This is a genomic window from Spirosoma sp. KUDC1026 (assembly GCF_013375035.1).
GTDB lineage: Bacteria > Bacteroidota > Bacteroidia > Cytophagales > Spirosomataceae > Spirosoma.
The window spans coordinates 3424290-3439542 of record NZ_CP056032.1; the positions used below are offsets into that span (position 1 = coordinate 3424290).

Genomic DNA, 15253 nt, shown 5'->3' on the forward strand with positions numbered 1-15253 from the left:
GTATTACTTTTTCTTCGCGACGGCTTTCTTGGGAGTCGCCGTTGTTTTCTTTTCAGCCGTGGTAGCTTTTGCCTTGGCGGGGGCTTTAGCAGTTGCTTTCGTTGTCGACTTTTTCGTCGACTCCTTGGCCGCAGCCGGATCTTCGCCCGCCAGTTTCAGGCAATCTTCCAGCGTCAACGCAGCGGGATCAACATCTTTGGGGATTTTAACATTACGCTTGCCAACCGCCAGGTAAGGCCCGTACTGCCCGTTAACAACCTTGATCGACGGATTCTCGGGAAACTCCTTGATGTATTTATTTGCTTCGGCCTGTCGCTTTGCCAGGATTAGCTCGATGGCCCGGTCGAGGCTCAACGGCCCCTGCTGATCGGCGCGCGGAATCGAAATATACTTGTCATTATGCTTCACGTACGGGCCAAAACGACCCTTGCCCGTTGTGACTAACGTACCTTCGAACTCACCCAGTGACTCGCTGACAGCTTCGGCCCGCTTTTGCTGAATCAATTCAATAGCCCGGTTTTCGTCCATTGTATATGGATCATCCTCCCGCGAAAGCGACACGTATTTGCCGTCATGTTTGACGTACGGGCCAAACTTGCCGATGCCGATGGTCATAGGCTGATCTTCGAAGAAACCCACCTCACGCGGCAGCGAGAATAGGTTCAGCGCGTCTTCCAGCGAAATGGTTTCGATCAACTGACCATCGCGCAGGTTGGCGTATTGAGGCTTCTCTTCGTCGGTGGTATCACCGATCTGGGCGTAGGCTCCGAACTTACCCAGCCGAGCCGATACTTTGCGGCCCGTGCGTGGATCGACACCCAACTCACGAGCGCCAGTTTTGAACGATACTACCGATGACCCCTGAATCTCTTCGATGTTCTTGTGGAAATCGCCGTAGAAGCCTTCCAGCATTTTCTGCCAGTTCATGCGCCCGTCGGCAATCTCGTCAAAATCTTTCTCGACCGTCGCCGTGAATTTGAAATCGACAATATCCGGAAAGTATTCAACCAGGAAGTCGTTCACCACGATACCCGTATTAGTAGGAAACAGCTTGGCTTTTTCGGAGCCGAAGGTTTCCTTACCGCTGGTTTCGCTGATTTGATCCTGCTTGAGCGTGTACTCCAGGAATTTACGTTCCTGGCCCGGTTTGTCCTGCTTGATAACGTACCCCCGGTTGATGATCGTTGAGATCGTTGGCGCGTAGGTCGACGGACGCCCAATACCCATTTCCTCCAGCTTTTTCACCAGCGAAGCTTCGGCGTAACGCGGCTGCGGCCGGGTGAATTTCTCGGTGGCTTTCATCTGACCCAGATTCAGCGACTGACCGATGTTGAGTGGCGGCAGCATGCCTTTGGCGTCTTCGTCCTCGTCGTCATCTTTCGATTCCAGATAGACGCGCAGGAATCCATCGAACTTGATCACCTCACCCTGTGCCACCAGTTCGGCTGGCATCGGGCGGGAGGGGGCAGCGTCCGTATCGGCAAACGGGCTGTCGTCCAGGGATGCCTGAACAGTTGCCGTCGCTCCGTTCGCGAACGTAATGCCGATCGTTACGGTCGTGCGTTCCAACTGGGCATCGGCCATCTGGGAAGCAATGGCCCGTTTCCAGATCAGCTCATACAGGCGCTTCTGGTCACGGTCCGCACCAGCGTTCCGGTCGTTAAAATTCGTTGGCCGGATGGCTTCGTGGGCTTCCTGCGCCGACTCGTTCTTGTTCTTGAACTGTCGCGTGTGGACGTATTTCGGACCAAACTCGGTTTCGATCTCGGCTGTTGCTTTCTCGATGGCTTCCTGCGACAGGTTCAGCGAGTCGGTTCGCATGTACGAAATTTTACCAGCCTCATAGAGGTTCTGCGCAATGCGCATCGTTCGATCGACAGGATAACCCAACTTGCGGGACGCTTCCTGCTGGAGGGTCGAGGTCGTAAACGGTGGGGCAGGCGATTTTTTAGCGGGTTTGGTTTCCAGGTTCTTGATGGTGTACCGGGCACCAATGCAGCGCGTCAGAAACGCCTGGGCTTCACCCGCCGTCGCGAAGTTTTTGGGTAGTTCGGCGTTCAGCACTTTGCTGCCGTCTACCAGAAACTGCGCCGTTACTTTAAAGGATGACTTGGCATTGTGGCTGTCGATTTCGCGTTCCCGCTCTACCACCAGACGTAACGCCACGGACTGCACCCGGCCAGCTGACAGGCTCTGACCACCTTTGATCTTACGCCACAGTACGGGTGACAGTTCATAACCAACCAGCCGGTCCAGCACCCGACGCGCCTGCTGGGCATTGACCAGATCGACATCAATGGTACGGGGTGTTTGAATCGCGTTCAGGATGGCATTTTTGGTGATCTCGCGAAAAACGATCCGCTTAGTGTTGTCCCGAAGCCCCAGCGCTTCCTTTAAATGCCACGAAATGGCTTCGCCTTCGCGGTCATCATCCGTCGCCAGCCACACTTCGTCGGCGGACTTGGCCAGGGATTTAAGTTCGCTCACTAGTTTTTTCTTGTCGGGCGAAACCTCGTACGATGGTCGGAAGCCGTTCGTCACGTCCACGGCCAGCCCGTCCTTGGGCAGGTCACGTACGTGTCCGAAACTGGACTTCACCGTGAAGTCTTTGCCTAAGTAGCCTTCAATGGTCTTTGCCTTTGCCGGCGACTCTACAATGACTAAGTTTTTAGACATAACAGGGTAGTAAGGTTGATGCGATTACGCGGTCTTTTGATCGGCTGTAACCTGACCAGCGTGGATAGTCCTATTCGGCGCAACCGGCGCGGTTCGGCTCAAATATAGACGCAAAAGCACTGATATATGCAAATCAGCGACGGCCGCGAACCTGAATAAAGACAAGGAATTAGTTACATAGAGATAACAAGGAGTATAGCGACAACGTTCGAATTTCGCCCGCAAAAAGCTTGTAAAAGAGGGGTTAGCGGGCTGGAATCGCCTTTTGCCAACTGCCCGTTTTTTGTTCGATGCTTTCCTGAAAAAAAGAGATGCCTGAACTTAACCGTTACAGACCAACGTTCTATCAACAACAACCGATAGACAACTAGCTCTCTCAGTCTCCTTCCGATCCTAGGCGCACATCGCTCGCCATCCGGACTGCACGCTGTCTTACTCGTTACTGCCTCAACTGCTTTCAGCTAGCTACTTCTGGCGATTATCGTTTCACCCGCCTGGGGAGCACTGCCAACTAATGGGTGTCTGCTTCGTTAGGCCGTTCATCTCTTGCCTATGAGCCATCCAGTAGGAGCGACTAAACGCTCATTTTATACCCGCATGCTTGTGGCCTTAGCCAAAGCCCTTTCCTTTGTTGTGTTTGTGGTTCTGCGTCACTTGCTTAAGTACCGATTACCGTTAGTCGTGACTAACCTCACTCAGTCGTTTCCCCAGAAGACCCCTGCTCAGCTGCGCCGTCTAACCGACGACTACTTTCATCATATCAGCGATTTACTGGTTGAACCTTTCCTGTTCTTAATTGTATCGTCTAGCAGACGCCATCAACTCGCCCGCTTTGTTAATCCCCAGCTACTGACCCAGCTGCACAGCCAACACCAGCCCGTCGTTTTAATCGCGTCTCACTACGGGAACTGGGAGTACCTGGTCAACTTACCTCAGATTGTCGATTATCCGGTTTACTCGGCCTACTCCCCGGTCAAAAACCGCTTTATTGACAAATTACTCTTTCGTTTTCGTACCCGCATGGGCGCTCAGCTGATTCCCCGCCAGCAGTTTTACCGCCAGGCCCTGCATCTGCTGCAGCCATCACTCGAACCTAATCTGGTGGTCTTGCTGGCCGATCAGCGCCCCGCGCCCGGTCCTGTCAAACACCATGTCTCGTTTCTTCACCAGCGGACGGGAGTTCAGTTTGGCGCAGAGCGATTAGCGACCGCTACCGACTCGGCCGTCGTTTACCTGGAGGCCAGAAAGACCGGCCGTTTTCAGTACGCCTACACCTTTCGTCTTCTGCAGGCTCACGCGGGTAACGCCATACCCATGGCTATTACGAAGAAATACTTTCAGAGCCTGGAACGAGCCATTGTCCGGTCGCCAGCCTACTGGTTATGGTCGCATAATCGGTGGAAATTCAACGCCCCTTTACCGGTGTAGGCGCGGATGATCCATCCTTGGTTTCCGGATGATTTATCGCCGAAACGGATAATAGTGTTGTTCTACGTAACGTTTGAACATTACCCCCTGTTAAGCTGTTCTATCTGTACATCAGTAAAGTAGCTGCTAAAGAAAAGCTTCTTACGTTAACTAATCCTGTGAGTGCCACAGTTGTGTGGTAACCCATTTGCTTCACGCTACCAGCGACAGCTTCCAACCCCAATCGCCCGCTACTGCGGCAGTTGCCTTTCTAGCCGAAAGGATATGATCTTTCCAGCACAGGGGTGTTTACCACGTAGTTCCGTTAAATTCTGCAAAAAGAGTTAGCCGATTACCAGGCGACTTCTGCTTTGTCGCCATCGGGGCATACTTCCCTGAACGCCCGCTGGCCATTTTTTCGTCAATGTCTCGATTGGTCTTGTTGACCACCGCTTATCTCTCATATAACTCATTGAGCTGCTCATGAATACTTTAATTGTTGTAACTGGTTATGGTTCGGTGAAACCAATACCCTGGCGAAGGGCCTATTTGAACCTGGACGAAGAAGCCGCTATCCAGCGCTTTGTGTTCGCTTATCCTCACGCCAGAGACGTTAGCGCGGCAAGCATCCAGTTTGATGATGAGTTAAGTATCGGCGCTAACGGTATACTATCCTCGTCCTATTCAGCAAATACGTCAATCTAATGGTATCAATTCTATGAACAGCGAGATCAGACCTTTTCTGCCCCGGCAACGTAGGCTCACGCCCGTTATGCCTATTCCAGTTAGTAAGCAGCCTTATTTGGTACGAGGTACCCCCGATACCATTCTGTACCTAACACCCGAGCAGGCTGCCAGCCGAATCGATTTGATTCCTCAGTTTATGCCAACTCGCTTACCCTAACTCGCTGCTTCAGCCTGTAGGTCGACTTTTACTTCTCTCATTCAGCCCATGGCCTTTCCCAAACGAATAAATTTTGATCAGCTCTTTACGGTTGACCAGCAAGTGATGACACCCAGGGTGTTGATCAATATCATGGGCGTCTTTCGGGGCGGTCCTGAAATAAGTCTCAGCAAAAACACAATCAATGGAGTAGATCTCATCACCTGGCAGGGTAGGGACCTACTAGTAGAAGTACGTCACTTCGAGGGGATTGAAGAACACTACATTCAAGGTTTAGCCATTAGCTAAACTCAGTCAGCTAACAGAACTATTAATTCCTCTTAGTTGACCTCATGACAGGAAAAAGCCCTAGAGGGCAACCCAGCTAAGTTAACCGACCTTTTTCTGTTGTACCCAACGGGAAAAGGTTTTCGTTTTTATGAAACCTACTGCTTACTTAATTCTTGCGCTGGTCGTGGGCCTTGGCGCCTGTTCATCCGCGACGTTTGATCCCCTCACGAATACGTATGGGGAAGAGGATGCATTTAAAGGATTGTATGATGCCAGGGGGTATAGCCTCCTTGATGATACTAGTATGGTGCTGATCGCCCGGGCGGTGAAATACAACCAGCACCATCAGCTGGTTAGTGAAGGGAAAACCTTTGGCACCCTGCTTAAGCAGGGCCAGCGGCTGACCCGTGTGGAAATAGAATCAAAGTCCGAAGAACCGCTCCTGGTTGACGATAAGGTAGTCACACTAACCAGGGCTGAGAAAGAATCCGAAAAACAACGGTGGTAGCTGATTCACTTCCAAATACAGGTTCTTTACGTTGCGCGTAGCTAGCTATACAAATGAGGCAATCATTAGCTAGTAAGGAAAATTTTTAGTTGATAGCTGCTTTCTTTGTTCACGATTCAGAGAGTTTACTTTGTGAACAGGCTATGGAGTTTGAGTTTGTCGCTAACCCGGGTTTTAATTTCCTGACCAGCTTCGGCGAGCAATTTGGCATTCCGGTTCAGGGCGATACGTTGAGTATACCCGCCACGATGGGTAAGGGATACGTCAGAAAAATTGATCTTGACCCGGAGTTTAAATTGCTCATTCATCACTATACGCTGAATGAGCAATTTGTGCTTAAACGCTTGCCAGCGGATAAAGCCTACGATCTGGTCAGCGTTATTTTTCACAGTAATGAAGAGGTAGCTGACCTGTCTACACCCGACCGGGAGAAGCCCGTCCGGCTCGCCAGAGGCACTCAGTTTGCCATTCAGATTGCGTCGCCGGATCTGGAATCGATCGTTCATTTTCCGGCCGGGACAGCCGTTAATTTTATCGTTGTTGGGATTACAGCTGTCCGCCTGAAGAGCTTATTGGGTATTCAGAAGCCTAACTCCGTCATTCAAACGATACTGAGCGGGGCGCCGGGTTTTCTGTTTTACGAAAGCATGGGCCCCGATGTCCACAAAACGGTCCGGCAGCTGACCGACGGTCGGCAGGAGAGGGAGCTGAGCGCCTTGTACTATAGCATAAAAGTGCAGGAATTGATGCTCCTGGTATTTGACCAACTGCTCAAACGGGATACGGTCCGCCACAGCCCGATTTATAAAGATGACATCGATAAACTGTTCGTCGTTCGGACGGCTGTATTAGCGGATCTGGGTCAGCCGCCCCACTTAGCGCAGCTGGCTAAACTGGTCGGCATGAGCGAAACTAAATTGAAAGACCTGTTCCGGCAGGTCTTTGGCGACAGTATCTATACTCATTATCAGAAAGCTCGTATGGAGGAGGCCGCATTCCTGCTGAAGCAGGGCGGCCATTCGGTTACGGACGTTGGCAATCAGCTAGGGTTCAGCAATTTGAGCCATTTTAGCCGGTTGTTTGAAAAACATTATGGTGTTAAACCCAAAAAGTACGCATCTGGCGGATAGGACTATTTATGCGTCTTTTTCGGCTATTTAAGGCGCGGGGTACGGCGGACATTTGTGGTGTTCAAACAGCCACAAACCATGAACAAGATTCTGACGCCATTTTCAAAAGGGGGGCTACACCTTAAAAACCATCTGGTGATGGCCCCCATGACCCGTAGCCGGGCCCTCGACAATCTGCCGAATGCGCTAATGGTCCACTATTACGGGCAGCGAACAGGAGCCGGTCTGCTTATCACCGAAGGGACCGCACCCACGCCCGAAGCATTGGGATACCCCCGCATTCCCGGCATTTTCTCCGAACAGCAGGTAGCCGGCTGGCAAAAAATTACGTCGGTTGTGCAGGCTGACGACAGTAAAATTTTCGTGCAGTTAATGCACACCGGGCGGATTGGCCATCAGGATAACCTGCCCCTGGGAGCTGCTTTGGTGGGTGCTTCCGACCTAAAAGCCGCCGGGCAGATTTATACCGACACGGCGGGGCTGCAGGAGTACTCACAGCCCCGGGCGTTGACTACCAGTGGCGTTGCGGAGGTGATACGTAGCTACGTTATCGCGGCTCAAAACGCGGTTCGGGCGGGCTTTGATGGGGTTGAACTCCACGGAGCAAACGGCTACCTACCCGAACAGTTCCTGAACCCGGCTGTCAATAATCGGACGGATCAGTACGGCGGTAGTCGTCAAAGCCGAAGCCGGTTCATTGTTGAATTGACTACCGCCGTAGCCGATGCGATCGGACCTCATAAGGTAGGCATTCGTTTTTCTCCTTACTCAACACTGGGTGATCTGCCACCCTATGCCGATGACGAGGTTCACGAAACCTACCGGTATCTGGCCCAGGAACTCAACACCCTGGGTATCGCCTACATCCACATCGCTGTCAACGCACCCATTCCTCCGCGGACACTGGACACGATCCGTACGTCATTTACCGGTACAATCATTCTCTGCAATGGCCTGACGCCCGAAACCGCCGAAGCCGCTTTGCACGACGGATTTGCTGACCTGGTTGCCTTTGGACGACCTTTTTTGGCTAATCCGGATCTGGCCGAGCGCATCGCCCAGCACGCTGAGCTGAACCAGCCGGACTACTCAACCCTCTATACGCCCGGGGCCCAGGGCTACACGGATTACCCAACACTAACTGAATCAACTAATCAATTGAACTAACATGAACGCTATCATTTTGCCCAACTACGGCCCCGCCGAGAATCTACGTTTCCAGGAGATAACCACGCCCGTTCCGGCGGCAACCGACGTATTAGTGCGCGTTAAGGCTTCGGGTGTTAATAAGCTTGATATTCTGAAAGCGTCGGGGGCGATGCAGGCGGTTTTTCCACTGCCGCTCCCCTGGATTCCAGGCATCGATTTTGCCGGAGTGATCGAGGCCGTCGGCGAGCAGGTACAGGGTTTTACCGTAGGGGATGAGGTATACGGCGCGAGCCTGTTTGGAGGTGCCAATGCCGAGTACATGACCATAAACCCACAGTTCATGGCGAAAAAACCTCGTTCGCTGACATTCGTTGAGGCTGCATCCGTACCCGTAGCCGCCCAGACAGCCTGGCAGGTGGTGTTTCAGGACGCTCAGCTGAAAAGCGGTCAGACCATCCTCATTCACGGCGGAGCGGGGGCGGTTGGTTCGTATGCGATCCAGCTGGCTCATCAGGCCGGGGCAACCGTCATCGTAACGGCGGCCGCTGATTCGGAGGAGTACGTAAAAACGCTGGGTGCTGATGTGTTTATCGATTACAAAAAGGAACTGTTTGAGTCCGTAGTCGATCAGGTGGACGCGGTAATTGACCTGGTTGGGGGCGAGGTGCAGCAGCGCTCGTACGGGCTCGTCAAAGCAGGGGGATACCTGGTGTCGACGACCCAGCCGGTTTCGGATGAACTGGCCGCCAAACACAACATTCACGCTACGTTTGCGCAGTTGCAGCCTTCTCAACAAGGTCTAGCCCAGATCGCCACTCAACTTGACAAAGGCCAACTGCGTATTAACCTGGGTGAGGTGTTTTCCTTAAGCCAAGCCGCTGACGCGTGGCATACCGTATTGGGGAATCCCGGTACATCGACCCCAAAAAAGAACGGCCGTATCGTCTTGGATCACGCGTGAGCTGATCGAGAATTAGTTTGATTTAGGTTTATAATTCAACCACTTATTTTCTTTAAAAACAATGAAAGCCAATACGTTAACAACGACTGCTGCCGGTCAGGGGGAACACGTGTCAGTGATGGGCGGTACCTACCGATTCGTAATCACCGGTGAGCAAACCAAAGGGGCTTACGCGATTATTGACATGCTTATTCCGCCTAACAGTGGGCCCGGTCCGCACGCTCACCCTGACTTCCAGGAGTCGTTTTATGTCCTGGACGGCGAGGTTGAAGTTAAATCCGAAGCGGGTACGTTCGTTGCCCGGAAAGGCGATTTTCTGAATATTCCGATGGGCGGTATGGTTCACGGGTTTAAAAATAAGTCGGAGCAGATGGCTCGCTTGTGGTGTACGGTGGTGCCGGCTGGCCTGGACGATTTCTTCAAGGAAATCGGTACACCCGTCGCTGCGGATACGTTCCTTCCCCCTCCGCAGATAGGGCCTGATGAGGTAAAGCGGCTGCAGGCCATTGCTCAGAAATACGGCCAGCAAGTGTTCCCCCCGGATTACCTGGGGTAGCTGCATGCCAGGGATGATGCGTGCCGCTTATAAGCCACGAGATCAGACTACTATCTCTTACCAACAACTTAATCTCGTTTACCATCGATCGATAGGGCGTAGACCAGCGACCTTCTATTGCGCTATACCGATGAAACCACTGATCACTGTTTGTCGAATGCTTGAGTTGTGCCGGGTATGGGTCTTTCGGCAGGAAGTCAAAACAATGACGTTAGTCGTAGCGTTCGTAAGTAGTTTTTCATTGAACCATAGGTGACATATCCGGAACAGCTCGGCAAGTATATAAACCAGCTTACAATTGCCGAGCTGTTCCAGGATTGACGTATGGTATTTAACCTATTACACGCTTCGATTATGAGACCCGTTGGAAGCCCGGAAGGACTTGGTGAATGCCCATTCAGAGGAACACGTATCGGCGGTGCCATCGGCACGGCCCCCCAAAACAACGACTGGTGGCCCAACCGGCTGCAGGTGGAACTGCTACATCAGGAGCAGCCGGCGGCTAACCCACTGAGTGACGAGAATTACAAAGAGCTGTTCAACAAGATCGACTATCAACAGCTCAAGCAGGATATCAAAGCCTTGCTTGTCGACTCGAAAGACTGGTGGCCGGCCGATTACGACAACTACGGTCCGCAGATGATCCGGATGGCGTGGCACTCGGCGGGTACGTACCGGATTGCCGACGGTCGGGGTGGAGCCGGGCAGGCCATGCAGCGGTTTGCACCCATCAACTCGTGGTGGGATAACGGCAACACCGATAAGTCGCGCCGGTTGCTCTGGCCGATCAAGAAAAAATACGGCTCGGCGCTGTCGTGGGCGGACCTGATCGTGCTGGCGGGCAACTGCGCGCTGGAGATTATGGACTTCCCGACTTTCGGTTTTGGCGGTGGCCGCCGGGATGCCTGGGAACCTGACCGCAGTACGTACTGGGGCCCCGAATACTGGGGTGGTAAACCCGTCGATCAGGTACCGGCCTCGACCCAGCACAAAGGGCATCCCGACGAGATGGTGAACAACAACCTCCGCTGGCAGGGAAGCCCCAAAGAGGCCGTCTGGGACCTGGAAAATCCGCTGGCGGCTACCCACCAGGCGTTGATTTACGTGAACCCGGAAGGGCCGGCCAACAACGGCGATCCGCATGATTCGGCCCGCGAAATCCGCGAGTCGTTTGCCCGCATGGCCATGGGCGACGAAGAAACGGTGGCGCTCATCGCCGGTGGTCACGCTTTTGGCAAGAGTCACGGCATGGTAAAACCGGACAAAATCGGCGCTGCGCCGGAAGCTGCGCCCATCCATGCGCAGGGCTTCGGCTGGCACAACCCGGTTGGGTCGGGTAACGGCGTCAATACCATGACCAACGGTATCGAAGGTTCGTGGACGCAGAACCCCACCCGCTGGGATAATTCGTACCTCGAAAACCTGCTCGGCAACGACTGGAAGAAAGTCGAGAGCCCGGCCGGATCGACGCAGTGGACACCCATTGACCCGAACGCGCCCAAAACACCGGATGCCCACATTGCCGGTCAGATGAACGACCTGATGATGATGACCTCGGACATCGCGCTCAAGGTAGACCCGGAATACCGCAAAATCTGCGAGAAATTCCTGAACGACTTTGATTACTTCACGGACGCGTTTTCGCGGGCCTGGTACAAGCTGACGCACCGCGACATGGGTCCGAAAGAACGGTACTTGGGTCCCGAAGTACCCGCCGATAACATGATCTGGCAGGATCCGCGCCCCGACCGTGATTACGACCTGATCGACGAGGGCAACGTAACCACGCTGAAACAGCGCCTGCTCGATAGCGGCCTGACCGTCTCGGCGCTGGTCTCGGTGGCCTGGTCGGCAGCCTCAGTGTACCGCCACACCGACAAGCGGGGTGGGGCCAACGGAGCCCGGATTGCGCTGGAACCACAGAACAATTGGGAGATGAACCGGCCGGAAGAGCTGAACCATGTGCTGCAGACGCTGCGCGGTATTCAGAGCGAATTCAACGGGCAGCAGTCAGGCAATAAACAGGTGTCGCTGGCCGATCTGATCGTACTGGGTGGCTGCGTAGCCGTTGAAAAGGCGGCTCGCGACGCGGGCGTTTCGGTTATCGTTCCGTTCACGCCGGGCCGGGTTGATACGACGCTGGAACTGACCGACGTGGAAAGTTTCAACTGGCTCAAGCCGGTCTCAGACGGATTCAAGAACTACCACAACGATAAAGTCGGCTACCGGGTGCCGCCCGAGCGCATCTTCCTCGACCGCGCCCAACTGCTGACGCTGACGGCCCCCGAATGGACGGTGCTCGTCGGTGGGCTGCGCGTGCTGGAGCAGAATTACGATTACGCAAAACACGGGGTATTTACCGAGCGGCCCGGTCAGCTCACCAACGATTTCTTCCAGGTGCTGACCAGCATGGACTACGAATGGGTGCCGCAGGATCAGCAGGAGATGCTGTTCGATGTGCGGGAGCGGGACGGCGGTGCCACCAAATACACGGCCACCCGCTGCGACCTGATCTTTGGGTCGAACGCCCAACTGCGTAACATCGCGGAAGTCTACGCGGCCGACGACGCGCAGGAACGTTTCGTCCACGATTTCGTGGCTGCCTGGAACAAGGTGATGATGCTCGACCGCTACGACGTAAAAGACGAGTAGCGTTATCGGCATGAAGCTCGAAAGCTCGATGCCGTCATTGACGGCATCGAGCTTTCTGCGTTGATGTGCCTCATCAAAAAATGATCTGTCCGAACCAATCTGCCTACTTTGAGGTAGTTGAATTCATCTTTGTCGTTTTGCCCTTCTGGTTACTACGATTCATCGATCCGCCCTGACCCTGCGTAGATGTGTTGCCATTGGATCTCATAGTTGATCCGTTGCTTGAGGACGAACCGCTGTTCATCGAGCCCGACTGCCCCGAGTTGCCCCGTTGCATCTGCGTACCGCTCATGGACCCTGAGTTGGTAGTACCTGAACCCATTGTCGACTTAGAACGGCCGGTGTTCGTTGACGAACCGTTCTGCGAACCTGAAGAATTCATCGTACTTCCCGAAGTACTACCATTATTCGTTGAACCTGTTGTCGTTTGCGCCTGAGCACTGAAGGTAGCGATGCCTATCAGCAGGGCTCCCAGCATGATTACTTTTTTCATGACGTAGAGTTGTTGGTTACTGGGTTAGACTAGTCTAACCCAGTAACCAACAACTCTACGGAGCGTACCAAGGGTAACTGCAGCGGCTGAGTGTGACGAAAATACTGGGTCCGTTGCGTAAACTAAAGCTTTTTGAATAGATTGCCTAACTCCCGCATGGGCTGCACGTCGTACCATTCCTCGGTACCCAGGTTAAGCCACTGGCCGTCCTGACGGGGTGCTTTGGTTAGCGTATCGTCGGCTTCGTAATCGTAACTGTACACGATTCCCATAATCCGCTGTAACTCCGACCAGGGGAGCGTTTTTGTTTGTTTGCGCTGGTTGTGGGTGGTCGCAACCTGCACGCTGCGTTCGACAAAGGAGGCCGTCAGGGTTAGGTCGAACTGGTCCTGTTGGCGAATATCCCGAAAAGCCAGTTCGAACGGGCGCTCGCGTCCCTGAGCTTCGTAAATGGCCTGAATCAGCTCCTGGGTCAGGTACTGCCAGTCGCTGGTGCTGCCTTTCCCTTTTTCAGCCGGTCGGCCAAAGCGGGAGGGGCCGCTGATCTGATCAATGGTTAGCTCCCAGAAATCATCATCTTCGCCCAGCGTATCGTCGCGGACCGGGTTCAGTCGTGTCTGCGCTGCGAGCGCTGACAGCGTTTGCGCCCAGGCTTGGGGAAACTGCCCGGACCAGTTGAAATCGTCATCCCGGGTGTACCCCTCGGCAATAAGCTCGTCGTCGTCAATATCTTCGCGGCCGGGATAGGTCATGGCAATGTCGACCTGCACCCCTTTGTTGGCGAGCCATTTGGCACTGAATGTATAGAAATAGGCGTAGGGCGCGGGTAGCGACCGGGCCGTCTGGTAGCGAATCTGAAGCGCTTTGACTGTCATGGTAATCGATAAGACATACTGTCCAGTCAGTTGATAGTTACTGGCTGGAACCAGGGACAAAGTTAGCTGATTCGGGTTACGGTCGCACGACGGTCAATTTTACCGGTGGGCGTTTCCGAAAACTGAGAGAGCGTACACAAATCCCGCGGAACGGCGTAGGGACTAATTTCGGCACGAACCGCCTGCTGAATGGCGGTCAGTACGTCCGGGTGCTGACCGGAACGATCGGTTTCTTCCACAACCAGCACCACCCGCAAACCCAGACGTTCGTCGGGCAGGCCAGCTATGAACAGACGATTATTCAGTCCGAACGTAGCCAGTACCCGCTGGGCAATCCGTTCGATGGGCTCAGGCTGGATTTTGATGCCACCGCTGTTGATTACCGTATCGGCCCGGCCCAGCAGCCGAAAGCGGTTACCCAGCAGTAAGTCAACAACGTCGTTGGTTTGCACCCGCTCGAAGTTGGTAGCTGCCGACTCGATGAACAGACACGACCGTTCGTCGGTGCCGAGGGTTACGCCCTGTAAGGCCACGAACGTATCGTCAGGTGCGTCGCCGTTCAGCCGGCGCAGGGCAATGTGCGAAACCGTTTCGGTCATGCCGTAGGTGGCATACACGGGGGCCGTAACGACCTGCAGCGCCTGTTCCAGCGCGGGGCTCGTAGCGGCACCGCCCACAAGTATGGCTTTCATGCCGTTCAGGATAGGCAGTAGCTCCGGCGTCGCGTCGAGGATTGTCTGGAGCTGTAAGGGGACCAGCGCCGTAAAGGCAAACCGATTGATAGTCGGGTCGAAGCCGGTCAGTGGGTTGCTGGCGGGTTCCTGAATCGTCATCGGCAGACTTAGCTCCAGACCCCGCACCAGCATCATAATTCCGGCTACGTACTGAGTATTCAGGCAAACCAGCGCGGTATCGCCCGCTTGTAAACCCAGCGTTTGCCCCGTCAAATGGGCACTGGCCTGCATCTGCGTGCGGGTGAGCTGAATGGGCTTGGGCGTTCCCGTCGACCCGGACGTATGGAGCGTAAAGACAGACTGGCCCGATAGCCAAGCCCGGCAGAAGTCGAGGGTAACGGCTTCGTAGGGCGTTTGCGGGTCGGGCCAGTTGGTCGGTTGGGTTGGATCAACCGTCATGCGTAACGAAAAAAACTATTGATAAACGCGCAAGGTACCGCTGGACAGATTGGGGGCTACCTGATACTGAGTCAGTGCCTGCGTAGCCGGTCCAAGTGCGACCTTACCCGTGGCATCGTAGCGATCGAGGTGCAGCGGGCAGTAGAACTGATTTTCGGAAGCCCGGTAGACCAGTTGTGATTTACCTTCGGGATAGGTGCACTGCGCCGAAACGGCCAGGAAGTTACCCGCCTGCGTCTGGGCAATAATGACGTTGTTGACGACAACGTAGCCACCTTTGTTCATCAGGTTGGCGTTGTTCTGCTCGTTGAGCTGGATCGTGAAATCAACTTTCTGGTTGGCGACCGGGGTGGGGTCTTCGCTGGTGTGTTGAGCGCAGCCGGATGCGGTATGGCCCAGCAGAACGGCACCGATGCCCGTGCCGACAAGGCGAAAAAACTCATGACGGTCCATTGTCGGAAGGGTATTTTCCATGGTGGTTAGTCTATTTTTGCTGGAAACATAACGGACGTTTCCAGCCGAACAAAAATAACGGTTTT

General features: G+C 54.1%; 15 protein-coding genes. 10 read left to right on the forward strand and 5 right to left on the reverse strand.

All coding sequences use genetic code 11. The features are described 5' to 3' along the window. Nucleotides 1-3: 3 nt before the first annotated feature. A complete protein-coding gene (topA, locus tag HU175_RS14320; RefSeq protein ID WP_176567249.1) occupies nucleotides 4-2676 on the reverse strand; it encodes a type I DNA topoisomerase in 2673 nt (890 codons plus the stop codon). A 597-nt stretch (nucleotides 2677-3273) separates the two neighbouring features. Between topA and HU175_RS14325 the strand changes: the two genes are divergently transcribed. From HU175_RS14325 to katG, 10 genes are all read left to right on the forward strand, one after another. Further along, nucleotides 3274-4104, forward strand: coding sequence for a lysophospholipid acyltransferase family protein (locus tag HU175_RS14325; protein ID WP_176567250.1), 831 nt, complete (start codon nucleotides 3274-3276; stop codon nucleotides 4102-4104). A gap of 462 nt (nucleotides 4105-4566) precedes the next feature. Then, nucleotides 4567-4788 (forward strand): hypothetical protein, encoded by a 222-nt coding sequence (locus HU175_RS14330; protein ID WP_228724165.1) that lies wholly within the window; start codon nucleotides 4567-4569, stop codon nucleotides 4786-4788. A gap of 13 nt (nucleotides 4789-4801) precedes the next feature. After that, complete coding sequence (locus HU175_RS14335; RefSeq protein ID WP_176564629.1) at nucleotides 4802-4987, forward strand: hypothetical protein; 186 nt, start codon at nucleotides 4802-4804, stop codon at nucleotides 4985-4987. A gap of 48 nt (nucleotides 4988-5035) precedes the next feature. Next, nucleotides 5036-5275 carry a hypothetical protein gene (locus tag HU175_RS14340; protein ID WP_176567251.1) on the forward strand — a complete coding sequence of 80 codons (240 nt, stop codon included), beginning with the start codon at nucleotides 5036-5038 and terminating at the stop codon, nucleotides 5273-5275. Between the two features lie 130 nt (nucleotides 5276-5405). After that, on the forward strand, nucleotides 5406-5765 hold the full coding sequence (locus HU175_RS14345; protein WP_176567252.1) for a hypothetical protein: 360 nt from the start codon (nucleotides 5406-5408) through the stop codon (nucleotides 5763-5765). Between the two features lie 143 nt (nucleotides 5766-5908). After that, the gene (locus tag HU175_RS14350; RefSeq protein ID WP_176567253.1) at nucleotides 5909-6895 is read left to right on the forward strand and encodes an AraC family transcriptional regulator; all 987 of its coding nucleotides are present in this window, start codon (nucleotides 5909-5911) and stop codon (nucleotides 6893-6895) included. Between the two features lie 78 nt (nucleotides 6896-6973). Beyond that, nucleotides 6974-8062 carry an alkene reductase gene (locus HU175_RS14355; RefSeq protein ID WP_176567254.1) on the forward strand — a complete coding sequence of 363 codons (1089 nt, stop codon included), beginning with the start codon at nucleotides 6974-6976 and terminating at the stop codon, nucleotides 8060-8062. 1 nt (nucleotide 8063) lies between these two features. Next, a complete protein-coding gene (locus HU175_RS14360; RefSeq protein ID WP_176567255.1) occupies nucleotides 8064-9005 on the forward strand; it encodes an NADP-dependent oxidoreductase in 942 nt (313 codons plus the stop codon). Between the two features lie 61 nt (nucleotides 9006-9066). Next, entirely contained in the window at nucleotides 9067-9561 is a 495-nt protein-coding gene (locus HU175_RS14365; protein ID WP_176567256.1) for a cupin domain-containing protein, read from the forward strand. 354 nt (nucleotides 9562-9915) lie between these two features. After that, nucleotides 9916-12213, forward strand: a complete 2298-nt coding sequence (gene katG, locus HU175_RS14370; protein WP_176567257.1) for a catalase/peroxidase HPI — start codon at nucleotides 9916-9918, stop codon at nucleotides 12211-12213. Nucleotides 12214-12316: 103 nt separating this feature from the next. Here the strand turns inward: katG and HU175_RS14375 are convergent, their stop codons facing one another. The 4 genes from HU175_RS14375 to HU175_RS14390 all read right to left on the reverse strand — a co-directional run bounded on the left by HU175_RS14375 (nucleotide 12317) and on the right by HU175_RS14390 (nucleotide 15188). After that, the gene (locus tag HU175_RS14375; protein ID WP_176567258.1) at nucleotides 12317-12706 is read right to left on the reverse strand and encodes a hypothetical protein; all 390 of its coding nucleotides are present in this window, start codon (nucleotides 12704-12706) and stop codon (nucleotides 12317-12319) included. A gap of 122 nt (nucleotides 12707-12828) precedes the next feature. After that, nucleotides 12829-13581, reverse strand: a complete 753-nt coding sequence (locus tag HU175_RS14380) for a hypothetical protein (RefSeq protein ID WP_176567259.1) — start codon at nucleotides 13579-13581, stop codon at nucleotides 12829-12831. A 62-nt stretch (nucleotides 13582-13643) separates the two neighbouring features. Then, complete coding sequence (locus tag HU175_RS14385) at nucleotides 13644-14714, reverse strand: AMP-binding protein (protein WP_176567260.1); 1071 nt, start codon at nucleotides 14712-14714, stop codon at nucleotides 13644-13646. Between the two features lie 15 nt (nucleotides 14715-14729). Further along, nucleotides 14730-15188: a ubiquinol-cytochrome c reductase iron-sulfur subunit gene (locus tag HU175_RS14390; RefSeq protein WP_176567261.1), complete on the reverse strand. Its 459-nt coding sequence runs from the start codon at nucleotides 15186-15188 to the stop codon at nucleotides 14730-14732. Between the last annotated feature and the right edge of the window lie 65 nt (nucleotides 15189-15253).

Excerpts from the sequence above, each read along its gene's own strand:
- HU175_RS14385 (WP_176567260.1), bottom strand. The coding sequence starts at position 14,714 with ATGACGGTTGATCCAACCCAACCGACCAACTGGCCCGACCCGCAAACG.
- HU175_RS14375 (WP_176567258.1), bottom strand. The coding sequence starts at position 12,706 with ATGAAAAAAGTAATCATGCTGGGAGCCCTGCTGATAGGCATCGCTACC.
- HU175_RS14335 (WP_176564629.1), top strand. The coding sequence starts at position 4,802 with ATGAACAGCGAGATCAGACCTTTTCTGCCCCGGCAACGTAGGCTCACG.
- HU175_RS14360 (WP_176567255.1), top strand. The coding sequence starts at position 8,064 with ATGAACGCTATCATTTTGCCCAACTACGGCCCCGCCGAGAATCTACGT.
- topA (WP_176567249.1), bottom strand. The coding sequence starts at position 2,676 with ATGTCTAAAAACTTAGTCATTGTAGAGTCGCCGGCAAAGGCAAAGACC.
- HU175_RS14325 (WP_176567250.1), top strand. The coding sequence starts at position 3,274 with ATGCTTGTGGCCTTAGCCAAAGCCCTTTCCTTTGTTGTGTTTGTGGTT.
- HU175_RS14390 (WP_176567261.1), bottom strand. The coding sequence starts at position 15,188 with ATGGAAAATACCCTTCCGACAATGGACCGTCATGAGTTTTTTCGCCTT.
- HU175_RS14345 (WP_176567252.1), top strand. The coding sequence starts at position 5,406 with ATGAAACCTACTGCTTACTTAATTCTTGCGCTGGTCGTGGGCCTTGGC.
- katG (WP_176567257.1), top strand. The coding sequence starts at position 9,916 with ATGAGACCCGTTGGAAGCCCGGAAGGACTTGGTGAATGCCCATTCAGA.
- HU175_RS14355 (WP_176567254.1), top strand. The coding sequence starts at position 6,974 with ATGAACAAGATTCTGACGCCATTTTCAAAAGGGGGGCTACACCTTAAA.
- HU175_RS14380 (WP_176567259.1), bottom strand. The coding sequence starts at position 13,581 with ATGACAGTCAAAGCGCTTCAGATTCGCTACCAGACGGCCCGGTCGCTA.
- HU175_RS14340 (WP_176567251.1), top strand. The coding sequence starts at position 5,036 with ATGGCCTTTCCCAAACGAATAAATTTTGATCAGCTCTTTACGGTTGAC.
- HU175_RS14350 (WP_176567253.1), top strand. The coding sequence starts at position 5,909 with ATGGAGTTTGAGTTTGTCGCTAACCCGGGTTTTAATTTCCTGACCAGC.
- HU175_RS14330 (WP_228724165.1), top strand. The coding sequence starts at position 4,567 with ATGAATACTTTAATTGTTGTAACTGGTTATGGTTCGGTGAAACCAATA.
- HU175_RS14365 (WP_176567256.1), top strand. The coding sequence starts at position 9,067 with ATGAAAGCCAATACGTTAACAACGACTGCTGCCGGTCAGGGGGAACAC.